22 protein-coding genes are annotated in these 21,364 nt (G+C 72.3%); 8 read left to right on the top strand and 14 right to left on the bottom strand.

Going from position 1 to position 21,364, the window contains the following annotated elements:
• Positions 1-78 precede the first annotated feature (78 nt).
• The 3 genes from LV75_RS26745 to LV75_RS26735 all read right to left on the bottom strand — a co-directional run bounded on the left by LV75_RS26745 (position 79) and on the right by LV75_RS26735 (position 3,228).
• Positions 79-1,044, bottom strand: coding sequence for a hypothetical protein (locus LV75_RS26745; RefSeq protein WP_253889808.1), 966 nt, complete (start codon positions 1,042-1,044; stop codon positions 79-81).
• Positions 1,045-1,194: 150 nt separating this feature from the next.
• Positions 1,195-2,469, bottom strand: coding sequence for a DNA polymerase IV (locus tag LV75_RS26740; RefSeq protein ID WP_253889807.1), 1,275 nt, complete (start codon positions 2,467-2,469; stop codon positions 1,195-1,197).
• Between the two features lie 36 nt (positions 2,470-2,505).
• Positions 2,506-3,228 carry a class I SAM-dependent methyltransferase gene (locus LV75_RS26735; RefSeq protein ID WP_253889806.1) on the bottom strand — a complete coding sequence of 241 codons (723 nt, stop codon included), beginning with the start codon at positions 3,226-3,228 and terminating at the stop codon, positions 2,506-2,508.
• Between the two features lie 34 nt (positions 3,229-3,262).
• Here LV75_RS26735 and LV75_RS26730 point away from each other — a divergent pair, with 34 nt between their 5' ends.
• The 3 genes from LV75_RS26730 (at position 3,263) to LV75_RS26720 (ending at position 6,148) form a co-directional block, all read left to right on the top strand.
• Positions 3,263-4,114 carry a ParA family protein gene (locus LV75_RS26730; RefSeq protein WP_253889805.1) on the top strand — a complete coding sequence of 284 codons (852 nt, stop codon included), beginning with the start codon at positions 3,263-3,265 and terminating at the stop codon, positions 4,112-4,114.
• Between the two features lie 4 nt (positions 4,115-4,118).
• Positions 4,119-4,919 carry a DNA-formamidopyrimidine glycosylase family protein gene (locus LV75_RS26725; protein WP_253889804.1) on the top strand — a complete coding sequence of 267 codons (801 nt, stop codon included), beginning with the start codon at positions 4,119-4,121 and terminating at the stop codon, positions 4,917-4,919.
• Between the two features lie 920 nt (positions 4,920-5,839).
• Positions 5,840-6,148 (top strand): hypothetical protein, encoded by a 309-nt coding sequence (locus tag LV75_RS26720; protein WP_253889803.1) that lies wholly within the window; start codon positions 5,840-5,842, stop codon positions 6,146-6,148.
• Between the two features lie 466 nt (positions 6,149-6,614).
• Here the strand turns inward: LV75_RS26720 and LV75_RS26715 are convergent, their stop codons facing one another.
• Positions 6,615-7,403, bottom strand: coding sequence for a hypothetical protein (locus LV75_RS26715; RefSeq protein ID WP_253889802.1), 789 nt, complete (start codon positions 7,401-7,403; stop codon positions 6,615-6,617).
• Between the two features lie 176 nt (positions 7,404-7,579).
• Between LV75_RS26715 and LV75_RS26710 the strand changes: the two genes are divergently transcribed.
• Positions 7,580-8,623 (top strand): quinone-dependent dihydroorotate dehydrogenase, encoded by a 1,044-nt coding sequence (locus LV75_RS26710; RefSeq protein ID WP_253889801.1) that lies wholly within the window; start codon positions 7,580-7,582, stop codon positions 8,621-8,623.
• Here LV75_RS26710 and LV75_RS26705 read toward each other — a convergent pair.
• From LV75_RS26705 to rimO, 8 genes are all read right to left on the bottom strand, one after another.
• Positions 8,598-9,881: a uracil-xanthine permease family protein gene (locus LV75_RS26705; protein WP_253889800.1), complete on the bottom strand. Its 1,284-nt coding sequence runs from the start codon at positions 9,879-9,881 to the stop codon at positions 8,598-8,600. The two genes, LV75_RS26710 and LV75_RS26705, sit on opposite strands and share 26 nt — an antisense overlap.
• Before the next feature lie 151 nt (positions 9,882-10,032).
• Positions 10,033-10,242 carry a hypothetical protein gene (locus LV75_RS26700; RefSeq protein WP_253889799.1) on the bottom strand — a complete coding sequence of 70 codons (210 nt, stop codon included), beginning with the start codon at positions 10,240-10,242 and terminating at the stop codon, positions 10,033-10,035.
• Positions 10,243-10,566: 324 nt separating this feature from the next.
• The gene (pspM, locus tag LV75_RS26695) at positions 10,567-11,343 is read right to left on the bottom strand and encodes a phage shock envelope stress response protein PspM (protein ID WP_253889798.1); all 777 of its coding nucleotides are present in this window, start codon (positions 11,341-11,343) and stop codon (positions 10,567-10,569) included.
• Positions 11,344-11,353: 10 nt separating this feature from the next.
• Entirely contained in the window at positions 11,354-12,196 is an 843-nt protein-coding gene (locus LV75_RS26690) for a PspA/IM30 family protein (RefSeq protein ID WP_253889797.1), read from the bottom strand.
• 1,200 nt (positions 12,197-13,396) lie between these two features.
• Entirely contained in the window at positions 13,397-13,864 is a 468-nt protein-coding gene (locus LV75_RS26685) for a helix-turn-helix domain-containing protein (protein WP_253889796.1), read from the bottom strand.
• A gap of 190 nt (positions 13,865-14,054) precedes the next feature.
• On the bottom strand, positions 14,055-14,528 hold the full coding sequence (locus LV75_RS26680; protein ID WP_253889795.1) for a CinA family protein: 474 nt from the start codon (positions 14,526-14,528) through the stop codon (positions 14,055-14,057).
• Positions 14,525-15,055, bottom strand: a complete 531-nt coding sequence (pgsA, locus tag LV75_RS26675) for a CDP-diacylglycerol--glycerol-3-phosphate 3-phosphatidyltransferase (RefSeq protein ID WP_372504238.1) — start codon at positions 15,053-15,055, stop codon at positions 14,525-14,527. Before pgsA ends, LV75_RS26680 begins: the two co-directional genes overlap by 4 nt.
• A gap of 185 nt (positions 15,056-15,240) precedes the next feature.
• Positions 15,241-16,644 carry a 30S ribosomal protein S12 methylthiotransferase RimO gene (gene rimO / locus LV75_RS26670; RefSeq protein WP_253889993.1) on the bottom strand — a complete coding sequence of 468 codons (1,404 nt, stop codon included), beginning with the start codon at positions 16,642-16,644 and terminating at the stop codon, positions 15,241-15,243.
• Positions 16,645-16,751: 107 nt separating this feature from the next.
• On the opposite strand from rimO, the gene LV75_RS26665 reads away from it, so the two are divergent.
• A complete protein-coding gene (locus LV75_RS26665) occupies positions 16,752-17,090 on the top strand; it encodes an MmcQ/YjbR family DNA-binding protein (RefSeq protein ID WP_253889793.1) in 339 nt (112 codons plus the stop codon).
• 411 nt (positions 17,091-17,501) lie between these two features.
• Here the strand turns inward: LV75_RS26665 and LV75_RS26660 are convergent, their stop codons facing one another.
• Entirely contained in the window at positions 17,502-18,686 is a 1,185-nt protein-coding gene (locus LV75_RS26660; protein WP_253889792.1) for an acetyl-CoA C-acetyltransferase, read from the bottom strand.
• Positions 18,687-18,769: 83 nt separating this feature from the next.
• Here LV75_RS26660 and LV75_RS26655 point away from each other — a divergent pair, with 83 nt between their 5' ends.
• The 3 genes from LV75_RS26655 to LV75_RS26645 all read left to right on the top strand — a co-directional run bounded on the left by LV75_RS26655 (position 18,770) and on the right by LV75_RS26645 (position 20,873).
• Positions 18,770-19,264, top strand: coding sequence for an amino-acid N-acetyltransferase (locus tag LV75_RS26655; RefSeq protein ID WP_308211045.1), 495 nt, complete (start codon positions 18,770-18,772; stop codon positions 19,262-19,264).
• Between the two features lie 62 nt (positions 19,265-19,326).
• The gene (locus LV75_RS26650) at positions 19,327-20,277 is read left to right on the top strand and encodes a MerR family transcriptional regulator (RefSeq protein ID WP_253889791.1); all 951 of its coding nucleotides are present in this window, start codon (positions 19,327-19,329) and stop codon (positions 20,275-20,277) included.
• Positions 20,278-20,417: 140 nt separating this feature from the next.
• Complete coding sequence (locus tag LV75_RS26645; protein ID WP_253889790.1) at positions 20,418-20,873, top strand: phospholipase; 456 nt, start codon at positions 20,418-20,420, stop codon at positions 20,871-20,873.
• A 53-nt stretch (positions 20,874-20,926) separates the two neighbouring features.
• Here the strand turns inward: LV75_RS26645 and LV75_RS26640 are convergent, their stop codons facing one another.
• A complete protein-coding gene (locus tag LV75_RS26640; protein WP_253889789.1) occupies positions 20,927-21,358 on the bottom strand; it encodes a hypothetical protein in 432 nt (143 codons plus the stop codon).
• Positions 21,359-21,364 lie beyond the last annotated feature (6 nt).

Raw genomic sequence — 21,364 nt, 5'->3', positions numbered from 1 at the left:
CACCCCGCCCCACAGCGAGAAGATCGCGGGGCAGGACCCTGGTGCTTGTTACCCGCTACCGGGAGGTCTCAAACCCTCCTAACGGTATGAATTTCGCGTGTAGGCGGTGGAGAAGGTGCCTTCGCCGTTGAAGTACTGCGTGACCAGGTACGCGGGGTCGGTGGCGAGGAAACCGCGGGGGATGTCACTGCCGTCGTTGCCGTCGTCCCAGCCCCACGGCGCGTTGGCGGCGTTGTCTTTGCCGTTGTCTCCGCGGAAGGTGCCGTAAGAGGCGAAGGTCTCCGCGTTGGCCCGGCGAGCCCAGAGCCCGCTAGCAGCGAAGACGTCGATCAGGGTGTACCCGACGAAGCTGTCCGTACCGCTGGCCGGTACCTCTGCCGTTCCGCTCGGGTAGTAGACGACGCCGTCACTGTCCGGGGCGTGGTCAGCGTTCTTGGCATAGATGCCGTGCCCCTTGGCTTCCTGAAAGGTCGTGGGGTGCGCGGCGCCGTTGTATGTCTGGAGTTGCAGTGGGCCGTCGACGCTCTCGCGACCGCTGACGTAAGGACTGCCCGCGGGGACGTAGGAGTAGAAGTCGGTGTGCGCCACGGTGACCATGGCTTCGAGCGCACCGTAGGTGGAGCCGTCCTTGCGCACGGTGAGCAGGATGCCCTCCATGTCGTTCTCGTGCGTGAAGAGGCTGAGCGGGTCGGGGAAGTCCTCCCAGTCGCGCGGGTGGTAGAAGGAGTAGGTCACGAACCAGTGGGTGCCGGTCTCCACGACGGAGAAGTAGGCGGCGCCGGTGAGGCGGGCGAGCGAGTCGTCCTGCGCCTCCCAGTTGTTGAGGGTGTTCCACTCCCCGTCGAAGTCGACCTTGGTCAGGTAGTCGGCGTCGTAGTCGCTGGAGTCGGTGTCCTGGTAGTGGATCGGCGCCCAGCGGGTGGCCAGCGCCAGGTCGGTGACCGCGGCGGGCGCGGCTTGGGCGGCTGGCGCGAGCGGGACCAGGGCGAGGCACGCCAGCGCGGTGCTGGTGGCGAGTGCGGCGAGGGTGCGGGTGCGGCTCATCGGCGGGCTACCTCCGGTGATCGACAACTCGGTCTCGAGTTGGACTACCGGAGCGGGTGGGCGCCGGGGTGGCCTTGGCACGAACCGGACGCGGCCGGTGGGCGAGCGGTCACCGACCGCCACGACCGCCAGGGGGACCAGGGGTAGGGGTCAGCGCTCGGGGCGGGGTTCGGTCCGGCCGACCCGGCCGGGTCGCTCCCCCAGCAGCGCCGCCGGTCGGATCGCGGCGGCGCCGAAGCGGGTGCGCGCCTTGTCCGCCGCTTGGTCGGCCTCGCGCCAGCCCTGGGCCGGGGCGTCGATGAGCAACTGCTCGGCCCCGCCGGTGCCCAACTGCTCGACCCGCACGCCGATCAGCCGGACCGCGCCGGGCGGGGTCTGCTCGGTGAGCAACTGCGCGGCCGTGCGGTAGATCTCCTGGGTCACGTCGGTGGCCACGGGCAGCGTCTTGGACCGGCTGATGGTGGTGAAGTCGGCGAACCGGACCTTGATCGAGACGGTGCGCCCGCGCAGGCCCCGGTCGCGCAGGGTGGCCGCGGTGCGCTCGGCCAGCCGCAGCAGTTCCCGGCGCAGCAGGTCGCGGTCGAAGTGGTCGACCTCGAAGGTCTCCTCGGCGCCGATGGACTTCTCGGCGGTGTCCGGGACCACCGCGCGGTTGTCGTGCCCGAGCGCGAGGGCGTGCAGGTGCTCGGCCATCGCCGTGCCGAGCAGTCTGCGCAACCGGGGCAGCGGCGCGGCGGCGACATCGGCCACCCGCTCCAGGCCGACGTCGGCGAGCCGCTCGGCCGTGCGCTTGCCCACACCCCACAGCGCCGACACCGGCAGCGGGTGCAGGAACGCGGTGATCTCCCCGCGGGGCACGACGAGCATGCCGTCCGGCTTGGCCAGCCCGGAGGCCAGCTTGGCGACGAACTTGGTCGGCCCGACCCCCACCGAGCACACCAGCCCCTGCTCGGCGCGGACCCGGCGGCGGATCTCGGCGCCGATGCCCGCCGGTGTGCTGCGCAACCGCCGCAGCGCCCCGGAGACGTCGAGGAACGCCTCGTCCAGGCTCAGCGGCTCCACCAGCGGCGTGATCTCGCGGAACAGCGCCTGCACGGCGGCGGACACCTCTTGGTAGAGCGCGAAGGTCGGCGGGAGGTACACCGCCTGCGGGCAGAGCCTGCGCGCGTGGCTGGTCGGCATGGCCGAGCGCACCCCGAACCCGCGGGCCAGGTAGTTCGCCGACGACACCACCCCGCGCGGGCCGACCCCGCCCACCACGACCGGCCGGTCGACCAGCTCGGGCCGCTCGCGGATCTCGACCGAGGCGTAGAAGGCGTCCATGTCGACGTGCAGCACCGGGCACCCGGCGTCGTCCGGCCACCCGTCCGGTCCGGCCTTGTACCGCTCGACGAGCCCCCTGGGCAGGTCGCCGCTGCGCCCCATGGGCTTAGCGAACCACAGCGCCCCGACAGTCCCCGCTCAGCCGCGGCCGACCGCGTGCAGCCGGGTGGCGATGTCGCGCAGCGGCGGGGTGAGTGCGGCCAGCGCCTCCAGCTCCGCCAGCGCCTCGACCGCGGCGGGGCTGCTCTCCAGGACCGAGCCGCCGACCAGGTCGGACACCACGGACTGGCCCTGCAGCAGCTCGACGGTCAGCCCGGCGCCGGTCAGCAGCGCGCGCAGGCCCTCGGTGTCGAACCGGCGCAGCAGCGCCTCCCCCGACACGCCCAGCGCCCCGGTCTCGTGGTCGAACAGCCGCCGCGCGTCGATCAACTTGCCGGAGAGCACCCGCTGCAGCACCGCGGCGTAGCGGTTGGCGACCAGCACCGACAGCGCGCCGCCCGGGGCGACCGCACCGGCCATGGCCGACAGCGTGGCGACCGGGTCGTCGACGAACTCCAGCAACCCGTGCGCCAGCACGAGGTCGGCCGAGGCGGGCTTGACCAGCTCGCCGAGCACGTCGCTGTCGCCCTGCACGGCGGTGATCCGGTCCGACACCCCCGCCTCCTGGGCGCGGCGGTGCAGCGTGGCCAGCGCGTTGGGGCTCGGGTCGACCACGGTGACCGAGCAGCCGTCGACGGCGAACGGGACGGCCAGCACGCCGCTGCCACCCCCGACGTCGAGGACGCGCGGCGCCCCGCCTCGGCGCTCGCGCGCGGCGATCAGCTCGGCGTCGAGCACACGGCGGACAGCATCGGGTCGCATGGACACGAACTGTAGAGACTCTAAGGTCTAGGTCGTGCAAACGGTGGCAGTGCTCAGCCTCAAGGGTGGCGTGGGGAAGACCACGGTGGCGCTCGGCCTGGCCTCGGCCGCCCTGCGCCGCGGCGCGCGCACGCTGGTGGTCGACCTCGACCCGCAGTGCAACGCCACCGCGACCCTGGACCCCGCCGACACCGAGGCCACCCTGGCCGACGTGCTGGAGACCCCGCGCCCCGCGGTGTTGCGCGCCGCGATCGCCCCCAGCGCCTGGGGCGACGAGGTGGACGTGCTGGTCGGCTCGGAGGAGCTGGAATCGCTCAACGACCCCGATCCCGGGCTGCGCAGGCTGGAGAAGCTGGGCCGGGCGCTGGCGGAGCTGGGGTCGCTGCTGGCCGAGGGTGAGCTTCCTTACCAACTGGTGCTCCTGGACTGCCCGCCCTCGCTGGGCAGGCTGACCCGGTCGGCGCTGGTGGCCGCGCACGGCGCGCTGCTGGTGACCGAGCCCACGATGTACGCGGTGTCCGGGGCGCAGCGGGCGTTCGAGGCGGTCGAGGACACCCGGCGCGAGCAGAACCCGAACCTGGTGCCGCTGGGCGTGGTGGTCAACAAGGTGCGCACGCACTCCTACGAGCACCAGTTCCGCATCGCCGAGCTGCGGGAGAGCTTCGGGTCGCTGGTGATGCCGGTCGCGCTGCCGGACCGGCTGGCGGTGCAGCAGGCGCAGGGTGCGTGCCTGCCGATCCACCACTGGCACACCCCGGGCGCGCGCGAGGTGGCGCTGGCGTTCAACCTGCTGCTGGCGCGGGTGCTGCGCACCGGGGGCCGCGGCCGCCACCAGGCCATCGCCTGGCCGGACGACGAGTCCCCCGACGACAGCGCGGACGACTGAGCCGATGCCCGAGGGCGACACCGTCTACCGCACCGCCGCCGTGTTGGCGGAGGCGCTGGTGTCGCGGGTGCTGACCGGCGGTGAGCTGCGCCACCCCCGGCTGTCCACTGTGGAGCTGCGGGGCCGCACCGTGCTGGGCACCCGCACGGTCGGCAAGCACCTGTTCCTGCGCTTCTCGACCAACCTGAGCTTCCGCAGCCACCTGGCGATGGACGGCGTCTGGCAGGTCGCCGCCGCCCGGACCCGCTGGCGGCGGCCCGCCCACCAGGCCCGCGCGGTGCTGATGACCGAGGACGTGCAGGCGATCGGGTTCCTGCTGCAGGAGATGGACCTGGTGGCGACCCCCGACGAGGACCGGCTGGTCGCGCACCTGGGACCGGACCTGCTGGACCCGCGCTGGGGCCCCACCCACGCCGCCGAGGCGGTGGCGCGACTGGGCAGCGACCCGGCGCGCGAGATCGGGGTGGCGTTGCTGGACCAGCGGGTGCTGGCGGGCGTGGGCAACGTGTTCAAGGCCGAGATCTGCTTCGTGCTCGGCGTGTCACCGTGGACCCCGGTGTCCGATGTGGACCTGGACCGAGCGGTGGCGGTGAGCCGGGACCTGTTGGACCGCAACAAGTTGACCACCGACCGGGTAACCACCGGCGACCCCCGCCGCGACCGGCGGCTGTGGGTGTACGGCCGCAGGACCACACCGTGCCTGGTCTGCGGCGGAAAGATCGTGGCGGCCACCCAGGGCTCTGACGTGCAAGAACGGATCGCCTACTTCTGCCCGGTGTGCCAACCCGGCCCAGTGGCCCACTAGCCCACCCCCGCCCCCCATCCCCCACTCCTGTTCCTGCTCAATGGGCCGGCCGTGCTCACCCCCACCTCTCACGTCCCGCCCCCACCCCCACCAACCCCGCCTCCTGTTCTTGCTCGATGGGGCGGACTTGTTTTGCGCGGGGGGACGGCACCCGTAGCGTTTCTCGCGGCAGGGCCATGCTTTTCGGCCCCTGCTTTGCGGACCTGCCACGGGTGTTGTAGGGCCCCGCGCAAAACAAGTTCGCCCCATCGAGCCAACCGCACTCCCAGCCCCGGCACGGACCGGACCCCGTCGATGCTCGGCCCCATCGAGCCGACCGCACTCCCAGCTCCGGCGTGGACACACGTCTCACTCCGCCTGCCGCACCGCCGAAACGCCCCCCGACCACGTCAACTGCTCGGACTGTGCGGACTCGTTCTGCGCTGGGACAACACCCTCAACGTTTCTCGCGGCAGGTCGCAGGCGTGCCGCGACTCCGGGCCCGCTCTACTTGATCACCCGAGAGCCGGTTTCACCCGCAGCCGCCCGCCGTAGCCGCTGAATGCCCGTTTCCCCTGGTCACCGCAGCCTCTCCGCCCCGACATTCACCCGTTCCAGCGACAAAAGTTATCCACATGTAGATCTTCACGCCCCCTCTTTCAAGATCCACTGTCGGTGGTGCCCAGTAGACTGGCCCTGGGGCCGCCCCCCGGAGAGGGTGGGGGCTGCGCCCCCGACCCGCGCGCGTGGGGAGCCTGGCCATGCTTTGCGGGGGCGGGGGGGGAGTTGGCCATGCTTGCGGGCCCCTGCGTTGCGGACGCGCGCTAAGAGGAGTTGCAGGGTCCCCGCGCAAATCGAGCCCACCGCACTGCCTCGGCAGGGCGCAACGCCCGAAGTTGGGCCGCTAGCAGAAGATCAGGCCACACGGTTCGCGCGTCGTAGTGCGGGTCGGGCGCGTAGTCGTCGTGGTGGTTGTTGTCGTCGACCGGGTCGTTGTGGTGGGGACCGCGGTGGTCGTGGTTGTTGGCGCGATGGTGGTGACCGGGGGCGTGGTCGACGTCGTCGAGGTGGCCGAGGTGGTTGAGGTCGGGGCTGTCGTTGGGGATAAGGACGTGGATAAGACGACCGGCAGCGTGGATCCCTGTGTCGACACAGGCGCAGTGGTGGCCTCGGCGGAAGCCGGGATGGGCTCCGACACGGACTCCGCGGCGGGCCGGACCCCCGGTGGCGCCGCTGCGATGCCTTCGTAGAACAGCGCGGCGGCGGTGGCCCCCACCACCACCCCGACGGCGATGCGGCCGGGATGGTCCCCACTAGCGCGCACCGAGAGCCCCCTTCGCCAACGGTGAGTGATATTCACACACCGAGCGTTTGTGGTGGATCACCCTAGCATCACCCGCACGGGGGAGCCCGGAAAACCGATTGAACGGTGTCCGGTGCGGCGCATAGGTTGTGGTCACACGAGAGAGGAGGTGGTCCACCGGTGAATTCCCATAGGACTCGTGAGGTGGCTGTCCGCTAGGACCACCCATCCGAGAACGATGGAGCCGGTTGGCACCCCGCATCGGCGGGGTGGTCCGGCGAGAACCAGGCAGTCACCCAGCCCTCGGGCACCCGGGACCCAGTCCGCCCCGGGCCCCCCGCACGCCTTGTCGGGGGGAGCGCGCCCGGGGGCTGTCTGCTGCCCGGGACCAGGACCCGGACACCCAGAGGAACCTATTCGGCCTCGACCTGCTGCAGCTTCCGCCAGGCCTGGCCCGCGGTGCGCTCGGCCGCCTTGGCGTCGCGGCGGGCTGTTTGCAGGGCGCGGCGCGCGTCGAGTTCCGCGTGTTCGGCGGCGTCCAGTTCGGCGTTGAGTTCGCGGACCCGTTCTTCAGCGGCCGTCACAGCGTCCTCGGCGGCGGTGACCGCCCGATCGGCCTCGGCGCGGTGGGACTCGGCGTCCTTCACCAGGGCCTTCGCCTCGGCGAGGGCCTCGCGGGAGCGGGAGCGCGCCGGGCGGCGGGGAGCGGCGGGCGAGGCCGCGGGGGCGGTGGGCCCGGGGGCGAGGGTCAGGCCGGGCCAGGTCTGCTCGACCTGCAGGTCGCGGACCGACCCGAGGCGGCCCGCGCGCAGGGTGGCCGCGGCGGCCTCGTCGGCGATGGCGGTGGTGAACATCTCCTCGAGCTCGCGGGTGATCGACTCGCTGAGGTCGGTGCCCGCGCGGGTCACCAGGTCCGCGACCAGTTCAGTGCGCCGCTTGGCGAGCTCGCGCAGGCGGGCACCGTCGGCTTGGGTGTGCGCGGCTCGCAGGTCGTCGCCCAGCGCCACGAGGTCGTCGACGCCCGCCGGGTCGGTGCGGACCAGGCGGTTGACCAGCCAGGCCGAGGTGGTGGGCTTGGGCAGCTTCTCAACCCGCGCCGCGGCGTCGCGGTCCCCCGCCGCGCGCAGGCGTTTGACCAGGTCGCGGCGGGCCGGGACGAACTCCTCCCTGGGCAGGCCGTACAGCTCGTCCACGTCGCTCACCCCGCCATCATGGTCCACGGTGCGGCGGGCAGTGCGGTGGGCTCGACGGGGTGGACCGCCGCGCGGGCCCCTGCGGCACGCCAGGTGTCAACACCTCATCGAGCACCGAGTCGAGCCCGCGCAGCGGATGCCGCCCACCACCGGGCGGGCGCCTCGGCAATGACACGATGGTGGCCGTGGCCTACAAGCAACTCCTCCGACGCGCCCTGTTCTCCCTCGGCGGCGGCGATCCGGAGATCGCCCACGAGCGCACCATGGCGGCGTTGATCAGGCTCGGCGGCGTCCGCCCCGCGGTCTCGGGGTTGCGCGGGCTGTTCGGGTCGCGGGCCGAGCGGACCGTGTTCGGCGTGCGCTTCCCGGGCGTGGTCGGCCTGGCGGCGGGGATGGACAAGGACGGCAGGGCGCTGCGCGCCTGGCCGGGCCTGGGATTCGGCCACGTGGAGGTCGGCACGGTCACCCGGCACGCCCAGCCGGGCAACCCGCGGCCGCGGCTGTTCCGGTTGCGCGAGAGCGAGGCGATCATCAACCGGATGGGGTTCAACAACGCCGGTGCCGACGCGCTCGCCGCGCGGCTGGCGGCGCTGGGGCCGGTCGGGATCCCGTTGGGCATCAGCATCGGCAAGTCGAAAATCACCCCGGTGGAGGAGGCCGTCGAGGACTACCGGCACTCGTTGCGGGCCCTCTACCGGCACGGCGACTACTTCGCGATCAACGTCAGCTCCCCCAACACCCCCGGCTTGCGCGGCCTGCAGGACCGGGCGGCGCTCGACGCGCTCGTCGGTGAGCTGCGCCGGGAGGCCGACGGGCTCGCGGGCGGCGCCGCGGTGAAGCCGCTGCTGGTCAAGATCGCGCCCGACCTGACCGACCAGGCCATCGGCGAGGTGTTGCAGGTCTGCGCCGATCACCGGGTGTCCGGGGTGATCGCGACCAACACGACCCTGGGGCGGGCGGGCTTGACCGCGGCGGAGGCGCCGACCGGCGAGGAGGCGGGCGGGCTCAGCGGGCGGCCGCTGGCCGAGCGGTCCCGGGAGGTCGTGGCGCTGGTGGCGCGCGAGACCGGCGGCGCGTTGCCGATCATCGGCGTCGGCGGGGTGTTCGACGTGGACGGGGCGCTGCGGATGCTCGACGCGGGCGCCAGCCTGGTGCAGCTCTACACGGGGTTCGTCTTCGAGGGTCCGGCGCTGGTGCGGCGGATCAATCGCGCGGTCGACGCCCGCTGACCTCGCGGCCACCGCGGTTGGCCAACCAGCGCAGCAGCGGGTAGCCGCAGACGACGGCGACCGCGCCCCAGGCGATGCCGCCGAAGACGGCGTCACCGAGGCGCACGGTGAGGTTGCCCGCGCCCGCGACCACGGCGACCGCGACGACGGTCAGGTTCACCGGGTCGGCGAAGTCGACCCGGTCGGCCAGCCATATCCGCACGCCGACCAGGGCGATCATGCCGTAGAGCAGGATCGTGGCGCCGCCGAGGACACCGGCCGGGATGGTGTTGACCAGGGCGCCGAACTTCGGGCTCATCGACAGCAGGACCGCGGTCAGGCCCGCGACGCCGTAGGCGGCAGTCGAGTAGACGCGGGTGGCGGCCATGACGCCGATGTTCTCCGCGTAGGTGGTGGTGCCGGACCCGCCGCCGGACCCGGCCAGCACGGTGGCGAGGCCGTCGGCGATGAGCGAGTCGCCCACCGAGCCGTCCAGGTCGCGCCCGGTGACCGCGGCGACCGCCTTGACGTGCCCGACGTTCTCCGCGACCAGCACGATGACCACCGGGATGACCAGCAGGATGACCGAGGGCTGGATCTGCGGGGCGGTGAACTGCGGCGGCCCGAACCACGCGGCGTGCGCGAGCGCGTCGAGCCGGGTGCCGTCGAGGTTGCCCGACGCCCAGGCCGCCACCCAGCCGACGAGCACGCCGACCAGGACCGACAGCCGCGACAGCAGGCCCTTGGCCACGACGGTGCAGCCGACGATGACGGCGAGGGTGAGCGCGGCGAGCACCGGCTGGTCGCCGAACGCCTTGGTGGCCGTCGGCGCGAGGTTCAACCCGACCAGCACGATCACCGCGCCGGTCACCACCGGCGGCATGATCGATTCGAGCAGCCGGACGCCGAGCGCCTTGACCGCGACCCCGACGCCGACCAGCAGCAGACCCGCCACCAGCACCCCGCCCAGCTGCGCGGCCATGCCGTGGTGCTGGGCGGCGCTGAGCGGGCCGATGAAGGCGAACGAGGAGCCGAGGTAGGCCGGGACCCGGTTGCGGGTGATGATCAGGAAGAGCAGTGTGCCCACCCCGGAGAACAGCAGGGTGGTGGTCACCGGGAACTGGGTGATCGCCGGGACCAGCACGGTCGCGCTGAACATCGCGGCGACGTGCTGGACGCCGAACCCGATGGTCAGCGGCCAGCTCAGCCGCTCGTCCGGGGCGACGACGGCGCCGTCACGCACACGGCGGCCGTCACCGTGCACCGACCACAACGCCAAGGCCGCCTCCACCCCGCCCCGCAGAACCCGCCCCCCGACTCACTGCCGTGCATGGTGCCACAGCACGTAGTCGGCGAGTCGATACGACACCGTGATATTCACACTGATGACCTAGTCAGTTGCGACGATCTGGGAATTCGGTGACCGGCGGTCAGCGCGGCATCCAGGACAGCACGAGGGCGTACGGGTCGCTGGTGGCGCCGTGCCCGGTGCCGATCCAGTCCACCGCCGCGTCCAGCATCCGCCCGGCCTGGCCGCGGTCGACCCCCATGCCGTCGACGATCGCCCAGAACCCGGTCTCGTAGTCGGCCATCCTGGTGATCTCGGCGGTCACGGTCCGGCGCATCCCGGTGGTGTCCATCGACTTCCCCTCTCAGCCAGCGCGCTCCGGTCGTCCTGGGTGACACGCACGCGGACCGCCCGCATGATGCGTCCGAACAGGTGAGGACGATCACGCATCTGATCACCGACCGTGTCCTCCGCGCCCGCGCCCAGCCCGGGCCGCACCCGCACCCGCACCCCGAGCTGTCCACAACGTCGGTGGCCGTCCACAGATCGCGACCGCGTGCTCCCGCCACGCCCGCCCAGCCCCCTAGGCTCGATTCGGGGGCTGCTCAGCGGCTTTGTTCTTGAGCGGTGGCCGGGCGGGCGCCTCGGGGGGCCGCGCCGGGTTCGGGGTCGCGGCTCAGCCGCGGGAGAGGTCGCGCAGGGCCGAGGCCAGCGCCGCGAGGCGGTCGGTGGCGTCGGTGAGGTCGTGCCGGGGGGTGGCCACGGAGCTCGCCGCCAGGGCCCGGGCGGCCGCGGCGACGAGTCCGCCGTAGCCGTCGAGGCCGTTGTCCAGTTGCACGCGCAGGGCGCGGACGCCCTCGGTCAGGTGACCGCGCTCCACGGGTGGGGCGTGTTCGCGGGCCCGTTCGACGACCTGGAGCTTGGCGGCCACGGCGCGCAACGCCGCCGCGGCCTCGGCACCGGTGTCGCGGGCCTCGGTGACCGCGTCCGGCGGGACCAGGGCGCCGCGGGACAGCTGGGCGAGCAGTTCGCGCAGGGTGTCCTCGGCCTCGGCGAGGCGGGTCATGGGTTCGCGGGCCTGCGAGCCGCGCCCGGGCAGCACGACCGGGGGCGGTGGGCCCTCGGGCAGCGGCTGCTTGTGCAGCCGCCACGAGCGCACCCCGGTGGTGATCGCGGCGATCCCGGAGATCACCGCCGCCCCGATCAGCGCCGGGGCGGCGACCCCGGGGGCGATGGCCGCGGTCTCGACCACGACCGCGCCGGTGCCGGTGGTGACGCCGGTCGCGGTCCACAGCCGGGCCCGGCGCAGCGCGCGGCGGCGCTGGCGCAGGGCCTTGGCCCGGGGGTCGCGCCAGCCGGTGATGGCCTCGCGGACCTGCTGGGCGTACGGGCCGCGCAACTGCTCGACCAGCTCGCCGCCCATCCTGATCAGCTCGTGTCTGCGCGGCCCCATCGCGGCCCGCTCAGGAGCCGGCCTGCGGGTTGGCCTTCTGCTCCTGGGCCACCCGCTGCTGGATCTCGGCCTGGATGTTGGACGCCGCCGCGGTGTTCGCCGCAGGCCCGCTGGTGACCTGGCCGACCGGGCCACCGCCCATCGAGGCGCGGATCTGCTCCAGCCGGGACTGGCCAGCCAGCTCGGTGGTGGAGATCTGGACCTCCATCATCCGACCCTGCACCGAGTTCTGCGCCAGCTCGGCCGAGCCGAGCGCGGTGGTGTAGCGCTTCTCGATCTTGTCCCGGACCTCCTCGAGGGAGGGCGTGTTGCCCGGCGCGGCCAGCTCGCTCATCTGGTTGAGCGAGCGCGACACCTGCTCCTGCATCTTGGCCTGCTCGAGCTGGCTGAGCAGCTTGGTCCGCTCGGCCAGCTTGTTCTGCAGCACCATCGCGTTGCGCTCGACGGCCTGCTTGGCCTGCCCCGCCGCCTGCAACGCCTGGTCGTGCAGCGTCTTGAGGTCCTCGATGCCCTGCTCGGCGGTCACCAGCTGGGTCGCGAAGCCCTGCGCGGCGTTCTCGAACTGCTGCGCCTTCTGCTCGTCGCCCTTGCCGCGCGCCTCGTCGGCGAGCACCAGCGCCTGCCGCGCCGAGGCCTGCAGCTTCTCCACGTCGCCGAGCTGGCGGTTGAGCTTCATCTCCAGCTGCCGCTGGTTGCCGATCACCGCGGCGGCCTGCTGCGAGAGCGCTTGGTGCTGCCGCTGCGCCTCCTCGATGGCCTGCTGGATCTGCACCTTCGGGTCGGCGTGCTCATCGATCTTCGACGAGAACGACGCCATGAGGTACTTCCAGAACTTCACGAACGGGTTGGCCATCGTCGTCCTCCGCCTGCTTCATCCCTCTGCCGGTTCCACTGCTCACCCCGCGTGCCGACAACACGGCAACGGACCGGCACCTATGTTGGTTCCACCCCCGGCTGGCGGAGGGGGTCCCATCTGTGGGTTCCATCGTGTCAGGTGCGTGCGGGCGGTTCCACCGGACCCAGCAGAAATCAGGGATCACCTCATGGATCTCCCCTGAGGAAGCGGACTGGCCTTCGGGGTATCCCCGGACCCTGGTCCTGCGGTGGGCGCTTGGGTGGCGCTGCGCGGTCGCTGGTGGTGGGGGCTGGCGGGGCTTGCCGTGGGAGTTATCCACAGGCGGTTGGTTGAGGTGTCCGATTTGTCGGTGCTGCTCGGTAGGCTGTATATCGGGGGCTCTTGCGGTAGATGATCTTGGCGTAGGCCGGGGTTGGGAGTGCGTCGCAAGGGATTCGGGCCTCCGCCTTCGGCTCCGGTGGACGGCCTCGTCGCCTGGCGGCGAGCTCGGCCACCGGATCGGACGGCCTCGTCGCCTAGCGGCGACCTCGGCGCCCGATCCGCGATTTTGGTGAAAAGCTCGATGCGGTGGACCTGTTTTGTGCGGGGCCCCTACGACACCCGACGCAGAACCGCAAAGCAGGGGCCCAAAAGACTGGCCCTGCCGCGCGGAAACGCTACGGGTGCCGTCCCCCCACACAAAACAGGTCCACCCCATCGAGCACCTGGCACCAGCGACTCCGACTGTCCAGGCGCTGGGCTGGCAGGACAGCCGAGAACGGGCTGAGATGGCACCGGCCGTTCCGACTGTCCAGGCGCTGGGAAGGTGGGTTAGGGCGGACCTGACGGGGGGCGGGTTGGCACCGCAGGGGTCCGAGTGTCCAGGTGCTGATCAGGTGGGCTGTGGCGGACCTGACGGAAGGCCAGTTGGCACCGCTGGGTCCGACTGTCCACGGGCTGGCACTGTGGGCTGGGGCGGACCTAGCGGGGGCTCGGGTGGCACCGCCGGGTCCGAGTGTCCGCTGGTCGGCCGGAGGTGGGCTGGGGCAGACCTGACGGAGGCCGGGATGGCACCAGCGAGTGCCCCGTAGCCAGCTAAGTGGGGTGGCCAGTCCGCGTGGCGCCTAGAGATCTGCGCCGCGTCGAGGATCGACAGGTGGTGCTGGGCAGGCAGCCAAAGGCCACCGAGCGTCCCGGGCAGTGGGCGGGGAGCCTGGGTCAGGCGGCGAAGACGGCGCCTGCGTGGGCGTTGGTCATGGGGGGGTCGATGCGGTGCGAGAGGACGGGCTGGATGCGCAGGTCGGCCAGGTTCTCGCCGATGACGGCGGGCAGGAGGCGGCCGCCCTCCACGGTGACGGCTGGGCCGGGGTCGGGGGCCAGGGCGTCCATGGCCTCGATCTTCTCCACCGGGTCCGGGCCCACGCGGTCGGGGACGCCGTGCTCGACCGAGGTGAGGGCGCCCATGTCGGAGGCGACCTTGTGCAGCAGTTCCGACAGCGGTAGCTCCAGCGCGTCGCAGATGGCGGCCAGCAGCTCGCTGGAGGCCTCCTTGCGGCCGCGTTCGACCTCGGAGAGGTAGCCGAGGCTGACCCGCGCGGAGCGGGAGACCTCGCGCAGCGTGCGCCGCTGGTTGGTGCGGGCGTGTCGGAGCCGATCACCGATCGCCTCGCGCAACAGCACGGTCATCGCGCACCTCCCTTCCTCGGACTGGCCCGGGTCCGCGCCCCGCACCCGCCCTGGAGCAGGTGCCGGAGCGGGACGGCGCGCAGCCGTCACACCGACAACGTTACCCACGGGAACAGACAGCGCGCAGCGACTTCCCGGGTAGTCCGCCAAGAGCGAACGACCTGGGCGGGCACGGAGCGCGACCCTGGGTTCACGCCGAAAGGGTACCGAGGTCCCGTCCGATGAGCGCGAGGACGCCCGCGACGGCCGCTGATCGGACGTTTTCCCGGGTGCCGGGGACCTCGAGCAGCTCGCGGAGTTCGCCGCGCGGGCTGACCAGGGCGATGTGCACGGTGCCCGGGGCGACGCCGTCCTGCGGGTCCGGGCCCGCGACGCCGGTCAGGCCGACGCCGATGTCGGCGCCGCAGCGGGTGCGGGCTCCCGCGGCGAGTTGGGCCGCCACCTCGGCGTTCACCGCGCCGCGGGCGGCGAGCAGGGCCGGGTCGACCCCGGCGAGGGTGGCCTTGAGGTCTGTGGCGTACACCACCAGGCCGCCGCGGACCACCGCGCTGGCGCCGGGGACGGTGGTGAGGGTGGCGGTGACCAGGCCCGCGGTGAGCGACTCGGCCGCGGCGACGGTCTGCCCCGCCGCCTTGAGGGCGGCGATGACCTGGGCCGGGGTCACTTGCCGGTGGCGCGCAGGCCGCGGGCGCGCAGCCGGACGGCGCGGATGACGTAGTCGACGCCGGTGACGACGGTCAGCACCACGGCCAGGCCCATCGACACCCAGGGGACCGGGCTCATCCAGTCCGGCAGCGGGAGCAGGAAGGCGCCGATGGCGAAGACCTGGGTGAGCGTCTTGAGCTTGCCGCCGCGGCTGGCCGGGATGACGCCGTGCCGGATCACCCAGAAGCGCAGCAGGGTGACGCCCACCTCGCGCACGGCGATGACGATGGTGATCCACCAGGGCAGCTCGCCGAGCGCGCTGAGGCCGACCAGGGCGGCGCCGGTGAGCGCCTTGTCCGCGATCGGGTCGGTGATCTTGCCGAAGTCGGTGATCAGGCCGTGCTTGCGGGCGAGCCTGCCGTCGACGTGGTCGGTGATGGAGGCCAGCGCGAACACCGCGAACGCCACCAGCCGCCAGGTGGTGTCGGTGCCGTCCTCGGTGAACAGCGCGGCCAGGAACACCGGGACCAGCACCAGCCTGGTCATGGTGAGCAGGTTGGCCACGTTCAGCAGCGGGACCCTGGTGGGCTCGGGCAACTCGGGCACGGCTGTGGCGTTCACCGCGACGACCGGCGGGACGGTCGTGAGGTCGACCGGGTCGGGGACGAGCGGGGTCATCACCTCGGCGCGGTCCTCGCCGCCGACGGTGTCGCCGCCGGTCGCGGCCGAACTCATTGCGGCCCCGGGTTCGCGCGCGGGACGACCTCGATGACCTCGACCACCAGGTCGACGCCCTCGGTGTCCACCACGCGGGCGCGCAGCAGGTCCCCGGCGGCGTACTTCTCGCCGTCGAGCACCACGCACTCCCCGTCGACCTCGGGCGCCTGGTGCGCGGCGCGGCCGACGCAGTCCTCGTCGTCGGTCTCCTCGCGCTCGACGAGCACCACGACCTCGGTGCCGATCCGGTCCTCGGCGCGCTGGGCGGTCAACTCCTCGGCCAGCGCCGAGATCCGGGCGACCCGGGCGCCGATGGTGTCCGCGTCGAGCTTGCCGTCGAGGCCCTCGGCCTCGGTGCCGTCCTCGTCGGAGTAGCCGAACACGCCGACCGCGTCGAGCCTGGCCTCGGTGAGGAACCGGGCGAGCTCGTCGACGTCGGCCTCGGTCTCGCCGGGGAAGCCGACGATGACGTTGCTGCGGATGCCCGCCTCCGGGGACAGCGCGCGGATCTGCTCGACCAGGCCGAGGAAGGACTCGGTGTTGCCGAAGCGGCGCATGCGGCGCAGGACGGGCTCGCTGGAGTGCTGGAAGGACATGTCGAAGTAGTCCGCGACGCCGTGCGTGGTGGCTATAGCGCGCAGCAGGTTCGGCCGGGTCTCCGCGGGCTGCAGGTACGACACGCGTACCCGGTCTATGCCCGGGATGTCCGCTAGACGGGTCAAGACGGCCTCTAGCGCGCCCTGGCCCGCGTGCTCACGACCGAGGTCCTTGCCGTAAGAGGTGGAGTTCTCGCTGACCAGCACAATCTCGCGTACCCCCTCCCTGGCCAACCACACGCCCTCGGCCACGATCTCGTCCGGCAGGCGGGAGACGAACGACCCGCGGAAGGACGGGATCGCGCAGAACGAGCAGCGCCGGTCGCAGCCGGAGGCGATCTTGAGCGAGGCGACCGGACCGTCGTCGAGCCGCTTGCGGGCCACCGTCGGCCCCCAGGCGTGGCCGGGCACGGTGACGTCGGTCTGCTGGCGCTCCACCGGCGAGATCGGCAGCAGCGTGCGCCGGTCGACCGGGACGTGCGAGGGGATGCTGTGGCCCGCCACGATGTCGCCGAGCCGTTCGGCCAGGTCCGGGTAGTGGTCGAAGCCCAGGACGGCGGACGCCTCGGGCAGGCTCTCGGCGAGCTCCGTGCCGTACCGCTGCGCCATGCACCCCACCGCGACGACCTTGGCCCCGGTGTCGGCGGCGGCCAGCAGCGTGTCCACCGAGTCCTTCTTGGCCGACTCGACGAACCCGCAGGTGTTGACCACGATCACATCCGGGGTCTCCTCGGCGTCGACCAAGTCCCAGCCGCCCCCGGCCAGCCGACCCGCCAACTCCTCGGAGTCGACCTCGTTGCGGGCGCACCCGAGGGTGAGCATGGCGACACGGCGTGGTGTGGTGGGAGAGGACACGGGGCAAGGGTAACCGCCCGGTGTCCAGGGGTTGGACACGTGCTTCCCGACCGGGTCCGGGACAGGATGACCCCATGGTCACCGAAGACGACGTGCGCACAGCCGCATTGGCACTACCTGGCACGACCGAGAAGCCCTCTTACGGCACCCCGGGCTTCCGAGTGCGCGACAAGCTTTTCGCCCGGTTGAAGGACCCCACCACCCTCGTGGCCTGGGTAGCCGACGAATCCGAGAAGCACGCTCTTATCGCCGAAGACCCCGCGCGCTACTTCACCACCCCGCACTACGACGGCTACGCCTCGGTGCTGGTGCGGTTGACGGAGATAGCGGTGCCCGACCTGGAGGACATCCTCTTGGAAGCCTGGCGCGCCCGAGCCCCCGCCCGCCTGATCGCCGAGTTCGACGCGACCTGACCCCGCTCTGCCCGATCCTTGTCCGATCCCTGTGCGAGGAGCCGCGTGCCCTCTGCCGCAGTGCGCAACGCTGCCAGGTTTGGCCTGTCCTCACCTACGCAAGGCCCCGCCCCGCAGACCTATAGAACCCGCCCGCCAACGTAAGGCCTGCCCCCGCCGAGCCAGGTGCCTTACCGCCCCTCCCCCACCCCGCGCGCACACACACGCGACGGGGGCGCAGCCCCCACCCTCTCCGGGGGGCGGCCCCAGGGCCAGTCTACTAGGCCCCGCCGACAGTGGATCTTGGAAGCGGGGCAGCGAAGATCCACATGTGGATAACTTCTGTCGCTGGAACGGGTGAAGCTCCGGGCTAGAGAATCGCGCAGAGCCTGGTCAGCGCGCAGCGGCACAGACCAGGCACCGGCGAGGTGATCACACCCGTTCGAAGACCGCGGCGAGCCCCTGGCCGCCCCCGATGCACATCGTCTCCAGCGCGTAGCGCCCGTCGGCGCGGCGGAGTTGGTGCAGCAGGGTCGCCAGGACGCGCGCGCCGGTCGCGCCCAGCGGGTGCCCGAGCGAGATGCCGGAGCCGTTGACGTTGGTGCGGTCCCAGTCGGCGTCCTTGAAGTTCCACTCCCGGGTGACCGCGATGACCTGTGCGGCGAACGCCTCGTTGAGCTCGATCAGGTCGATGTCGGCCAGCGTCAGGCCTGCCCGCTCCAGGGCCCGCGCCGTGGCCGGGACCGGCCCGAGCCCCATCCGCGCCGGGTCGACCCCCGACACCGACCAGCTCACGAGCCGCGCGAAGGGCCGCAGGCCGAGGTCGGCGGCGAGCTCCGGGGTGGTCACCAGGCACGCGGCGGCGCCGTCGTTCTGGCCGCTGGCGTTGCCCGCGGTGACCGTGGCGTCCGGGTCTTGGCGGCGCATGATCGGCTTGAGCTTGGCCAGCGACTCCAGGCTCGCGTCGGCGCGCGGGTGCTCGTCGCGGGTGACCTCGCCGACGGCGACGACCTCGTCGTCGAAGCGGCCCGCGGTGATGGCGGCGACGGCGCGCTGGTGCGAGCGCAGGGACAGCTCGTCCTGCTCCGCGCGGCTGATGCCGTAGTCGCGGCGCAGGTTCTCGGCGGTCTCGACCATGCCGCCGGGCACCGGGTGGTTGACCCCGCCCGCGGTCACCCTGGCGCGCGCCAGCCGGTCGTGCAGTTCCACCCCGGTGCCCTTGACGCCCCAGCGCATGGCCGTGGAGTAGAACTCGACCTGGCTCATGTTCTCCGCGCCACCGGCGATCACGACGTCGTTGACGCCGGTCTGCACGCGCATGGCGGCGTCGAGGACGGCCTGCAGGCCGGAGCCGCAGCGGCGGTCGACCTGGGTGCCGGGCACCGAGATCGGCAGGCCCGCGTCCAGCGCGGCGACCCGGCCGAGCGCGGGGGCGTCGCCGTTGGGGTGGCACTGGCCGAACACGACGTCCTCGACCAGGGCGGGGTCGACGCCGGTGCGCCGGACCAGCTCGCCGAGCACGGCCGCGGCGAGGGTGGTGACCCCGACCCCGGTGAACACACCGCCGAAGCGGCCGACCGGGGTGCGGAGCGGCTCGCAGATCACGGCCTCGCGCATGGGACTCCTCTGGTTGGTTCGGCAGGCGTGTCGATTCTGCCCGTGGCCGGGCCGCCGCGTCGCGGGGTCTAAGTTGGGCCGTTGTGAACCCCCTGGTACGGCGGGCCCGGGTGACCGATGTCCGCGCCATGAAGGCAGTCATCGACACCTACGTCGGCAAGGTCCTGCTGGAGAAACCACTGGTGACGCTGTACGAGGACATCCAGGAGTTCTGGGTGGCCGAGGTGGGCGGCGAGCTGGTCGGCTGCGGCGCGCTGCACGTGCTGTGGGAGGACATCGCCGAGATCCGCACGATCGCGGTGGCGCCCGGGGCGCGCGGCAAGGGGGTCGGCCACGTGCTGGCCCGCCAGTTGATCGAGGTCGCCCGCGAGCTGGGCCTCGGCCGGATCTTCGTGCTGACCTTCGAGACCGACTTCTTCGCCAGGCACGGCTTCGTGGCCATCGACGGGACACCGGTGAGCCCCGAGGTGTACGCCGAGATGCGCCGGTCGATGGACGAGGGCGTCGCGGAGTTCCTGGACCTGGAGTACGTCAAGCCCAACACCCTGGGCAACACCAGGATGCTGCTCAAGCTCTGATTCTTCGAGTGTTCACTCGAAGAGTCTTGACTCGTGCCACCGACCCGGGCCATGATCGAATCGTGGGACGGGACACCGCGCTGACCGTCGAGCAGCTCGCCGCCGAGGCGGGCCTGCCGACCAGCACGATCCGCATGTACCAGACCAAGGGCCTGCTGCACGCGCCGCGGCGGCAGGGCCGCACGGCCCGCTACGACAGCACGCACGTCGAGCGGCTGGGCCTGGTGCACCGGTTGCAGCAGCGCGGCTTCTCCCTGCCCGCGATAGCCGAGCTCATCGCCGCGCGAGACCTGGGGGCCCGCGTCGGCGATGTGCTCGGCCTCGACGGGGCGGGCGGGCCGGACGACTGGGTGCCGCTGCGGGTCGGCGAACTGCTCTCGACGGTGCCCGCCAGGCAGCTGAAACCGACCCTGGTCGCGCGGGCGACCAGGGTGGGCATCCTGCGCTGGCGCCGCGGCTGGCCGCACACCCGGCGGTGGGCGGCGGAGGCGGGCCTGCGGTTGACCCGGCTGCGGGTCCCGCAGACCGAGATGCTCGACACCTTCGACCGGGTGCACGCCGCAAGCACCGCGATCGCCGCCGACTTCACCGCGCTGTTCGAGAAGCACCTGTGGCCGACGCTGGCCGCCGACGCGGTCGAGGAGGACCAACTGGGGCAGGTCCGCGCGCTGCTGCTGGAGCTGACCGAGACCGCCCAGTCGGTGGTGGCTGGCGCGCTGCGCGACGCGATCCGGGCCGCGGCGGAGAACTTCGCCGCCCAGCAGGGCCTGCTGCCCGACCACGGCGAGGCGCCGTGGGCCGAGCACACACCGCCGGTCCTGGCGCAGCCGCACGACGAACCGGACGACCCGGCGCCGAGCGAGGCCGAGATCCAGTGCTTCCTCGACGGCGTCAGCGAGCCGGGGCCGACCGAGCACACTGAGTCCACCAAGCACTGTGAGTTCACCGAGCACAGTGAGCACAGTGGACGACCAGGGGTACCCGGCGCCGATCAAGGGGGAGCTGCGGGTTGACCGGTTCCCTTGTCGGACAAGGGAAACCACGTGGTCACCGAGCGTTCCACCCGGATCGCCCGAACGGTGGTGCCGGGACCGGGGACCGGCGGTGCGTAATTGTCCCACCGACCGCGTCCCCGTCCCGCGAGGAGCCCGCCGTGCCCAACCCCACCCTGCTGCGCCGCGCCGCCCGCGGCGTCGTCACGACGTTCGCCGTCAGCGCCGCCCTGGTCACCGGAGCCGGGGTCGCCGCGGCGGACCTGAGCCCGGCGCAGCTGCGCTCGACCACCGACAGCTACCTGTTCTCGCAGAGCCTCACCCAGTTCCAGACCACGCGCGCGAACCGCCCGTACGCCACCCAGCTGGACTGGTCCTCCGACGGGTGCTCGAACTCCCCCGACAACCCGTTCGGCTTCAACTTCGTCAAGGCCTGCTACCGGCACGACTTCGGCTACCGCAACTACAAGAAGCAGGGCCGGTTCACCGAGACCACGCGGCTCTCGATCGACAACAACTTCAAGTCCGACCTCTACACGATCTGCGCGGGCAACTGGTCGTGCAACCGCACCGCGGACGTCTACTACGCGGCGGTCCGCCAGTTCGGCAACAGCTGATCAGCGACGACCCGCGGGTGTGACCGGGCCCGCGCCCGATCACACCCCCGGGATCACGCCTTGCGCACGACCAGCGTGGCGACCACACCGGGCACGTCGAGCTTGACGAGGCTGACCTTGTAGCCGCCCGCCTCCGCCTCCGTGGGGAACTGCTTGTTCGTGTGCACCTGGACCGCGGAGCCCGCCAGGGTCAGCTCCAGGGTCGCGTCACCTTCCCAGACGCACGCCTGCCCGGGCTTGCACCGGCTGTCCTGCGACACCTCGCGGAACGCGATAAGCACATCGGAGTCCGACAGCGCGGTGGACTTGCCGCGCTCCAGGTCGAACTCGGTGTTCAGCGGCGGGCCTACCTGCACGGTCGGCTGCGGTGTGCTCGCCGGGCCACCCCCACCGGGGGTGGCGCCGTTCGCGGCCTTGCCGCACGCGGACAGCATCAGCAGCGCGCCTACCGCCACGAGCACCTTGGTCATCGCACTCATCTTCATCGCCAC

The sequence above is a fragment of the Actinokineospora diospyrosa genome (genome assembly GCF_024171925.1).
Lineage (GTDB): Bacteria > Actinomycetota > Actinomycetes > Mycobacteriales > Pseudonocardiaceae > Actinokineospora > Actinokineospora diospyrosa.
The sequence above is the reverse complement of the archived record's forward strand: the minus strand, read 5'-3'. Positions and strand labels throughout refer to the sequence as shown.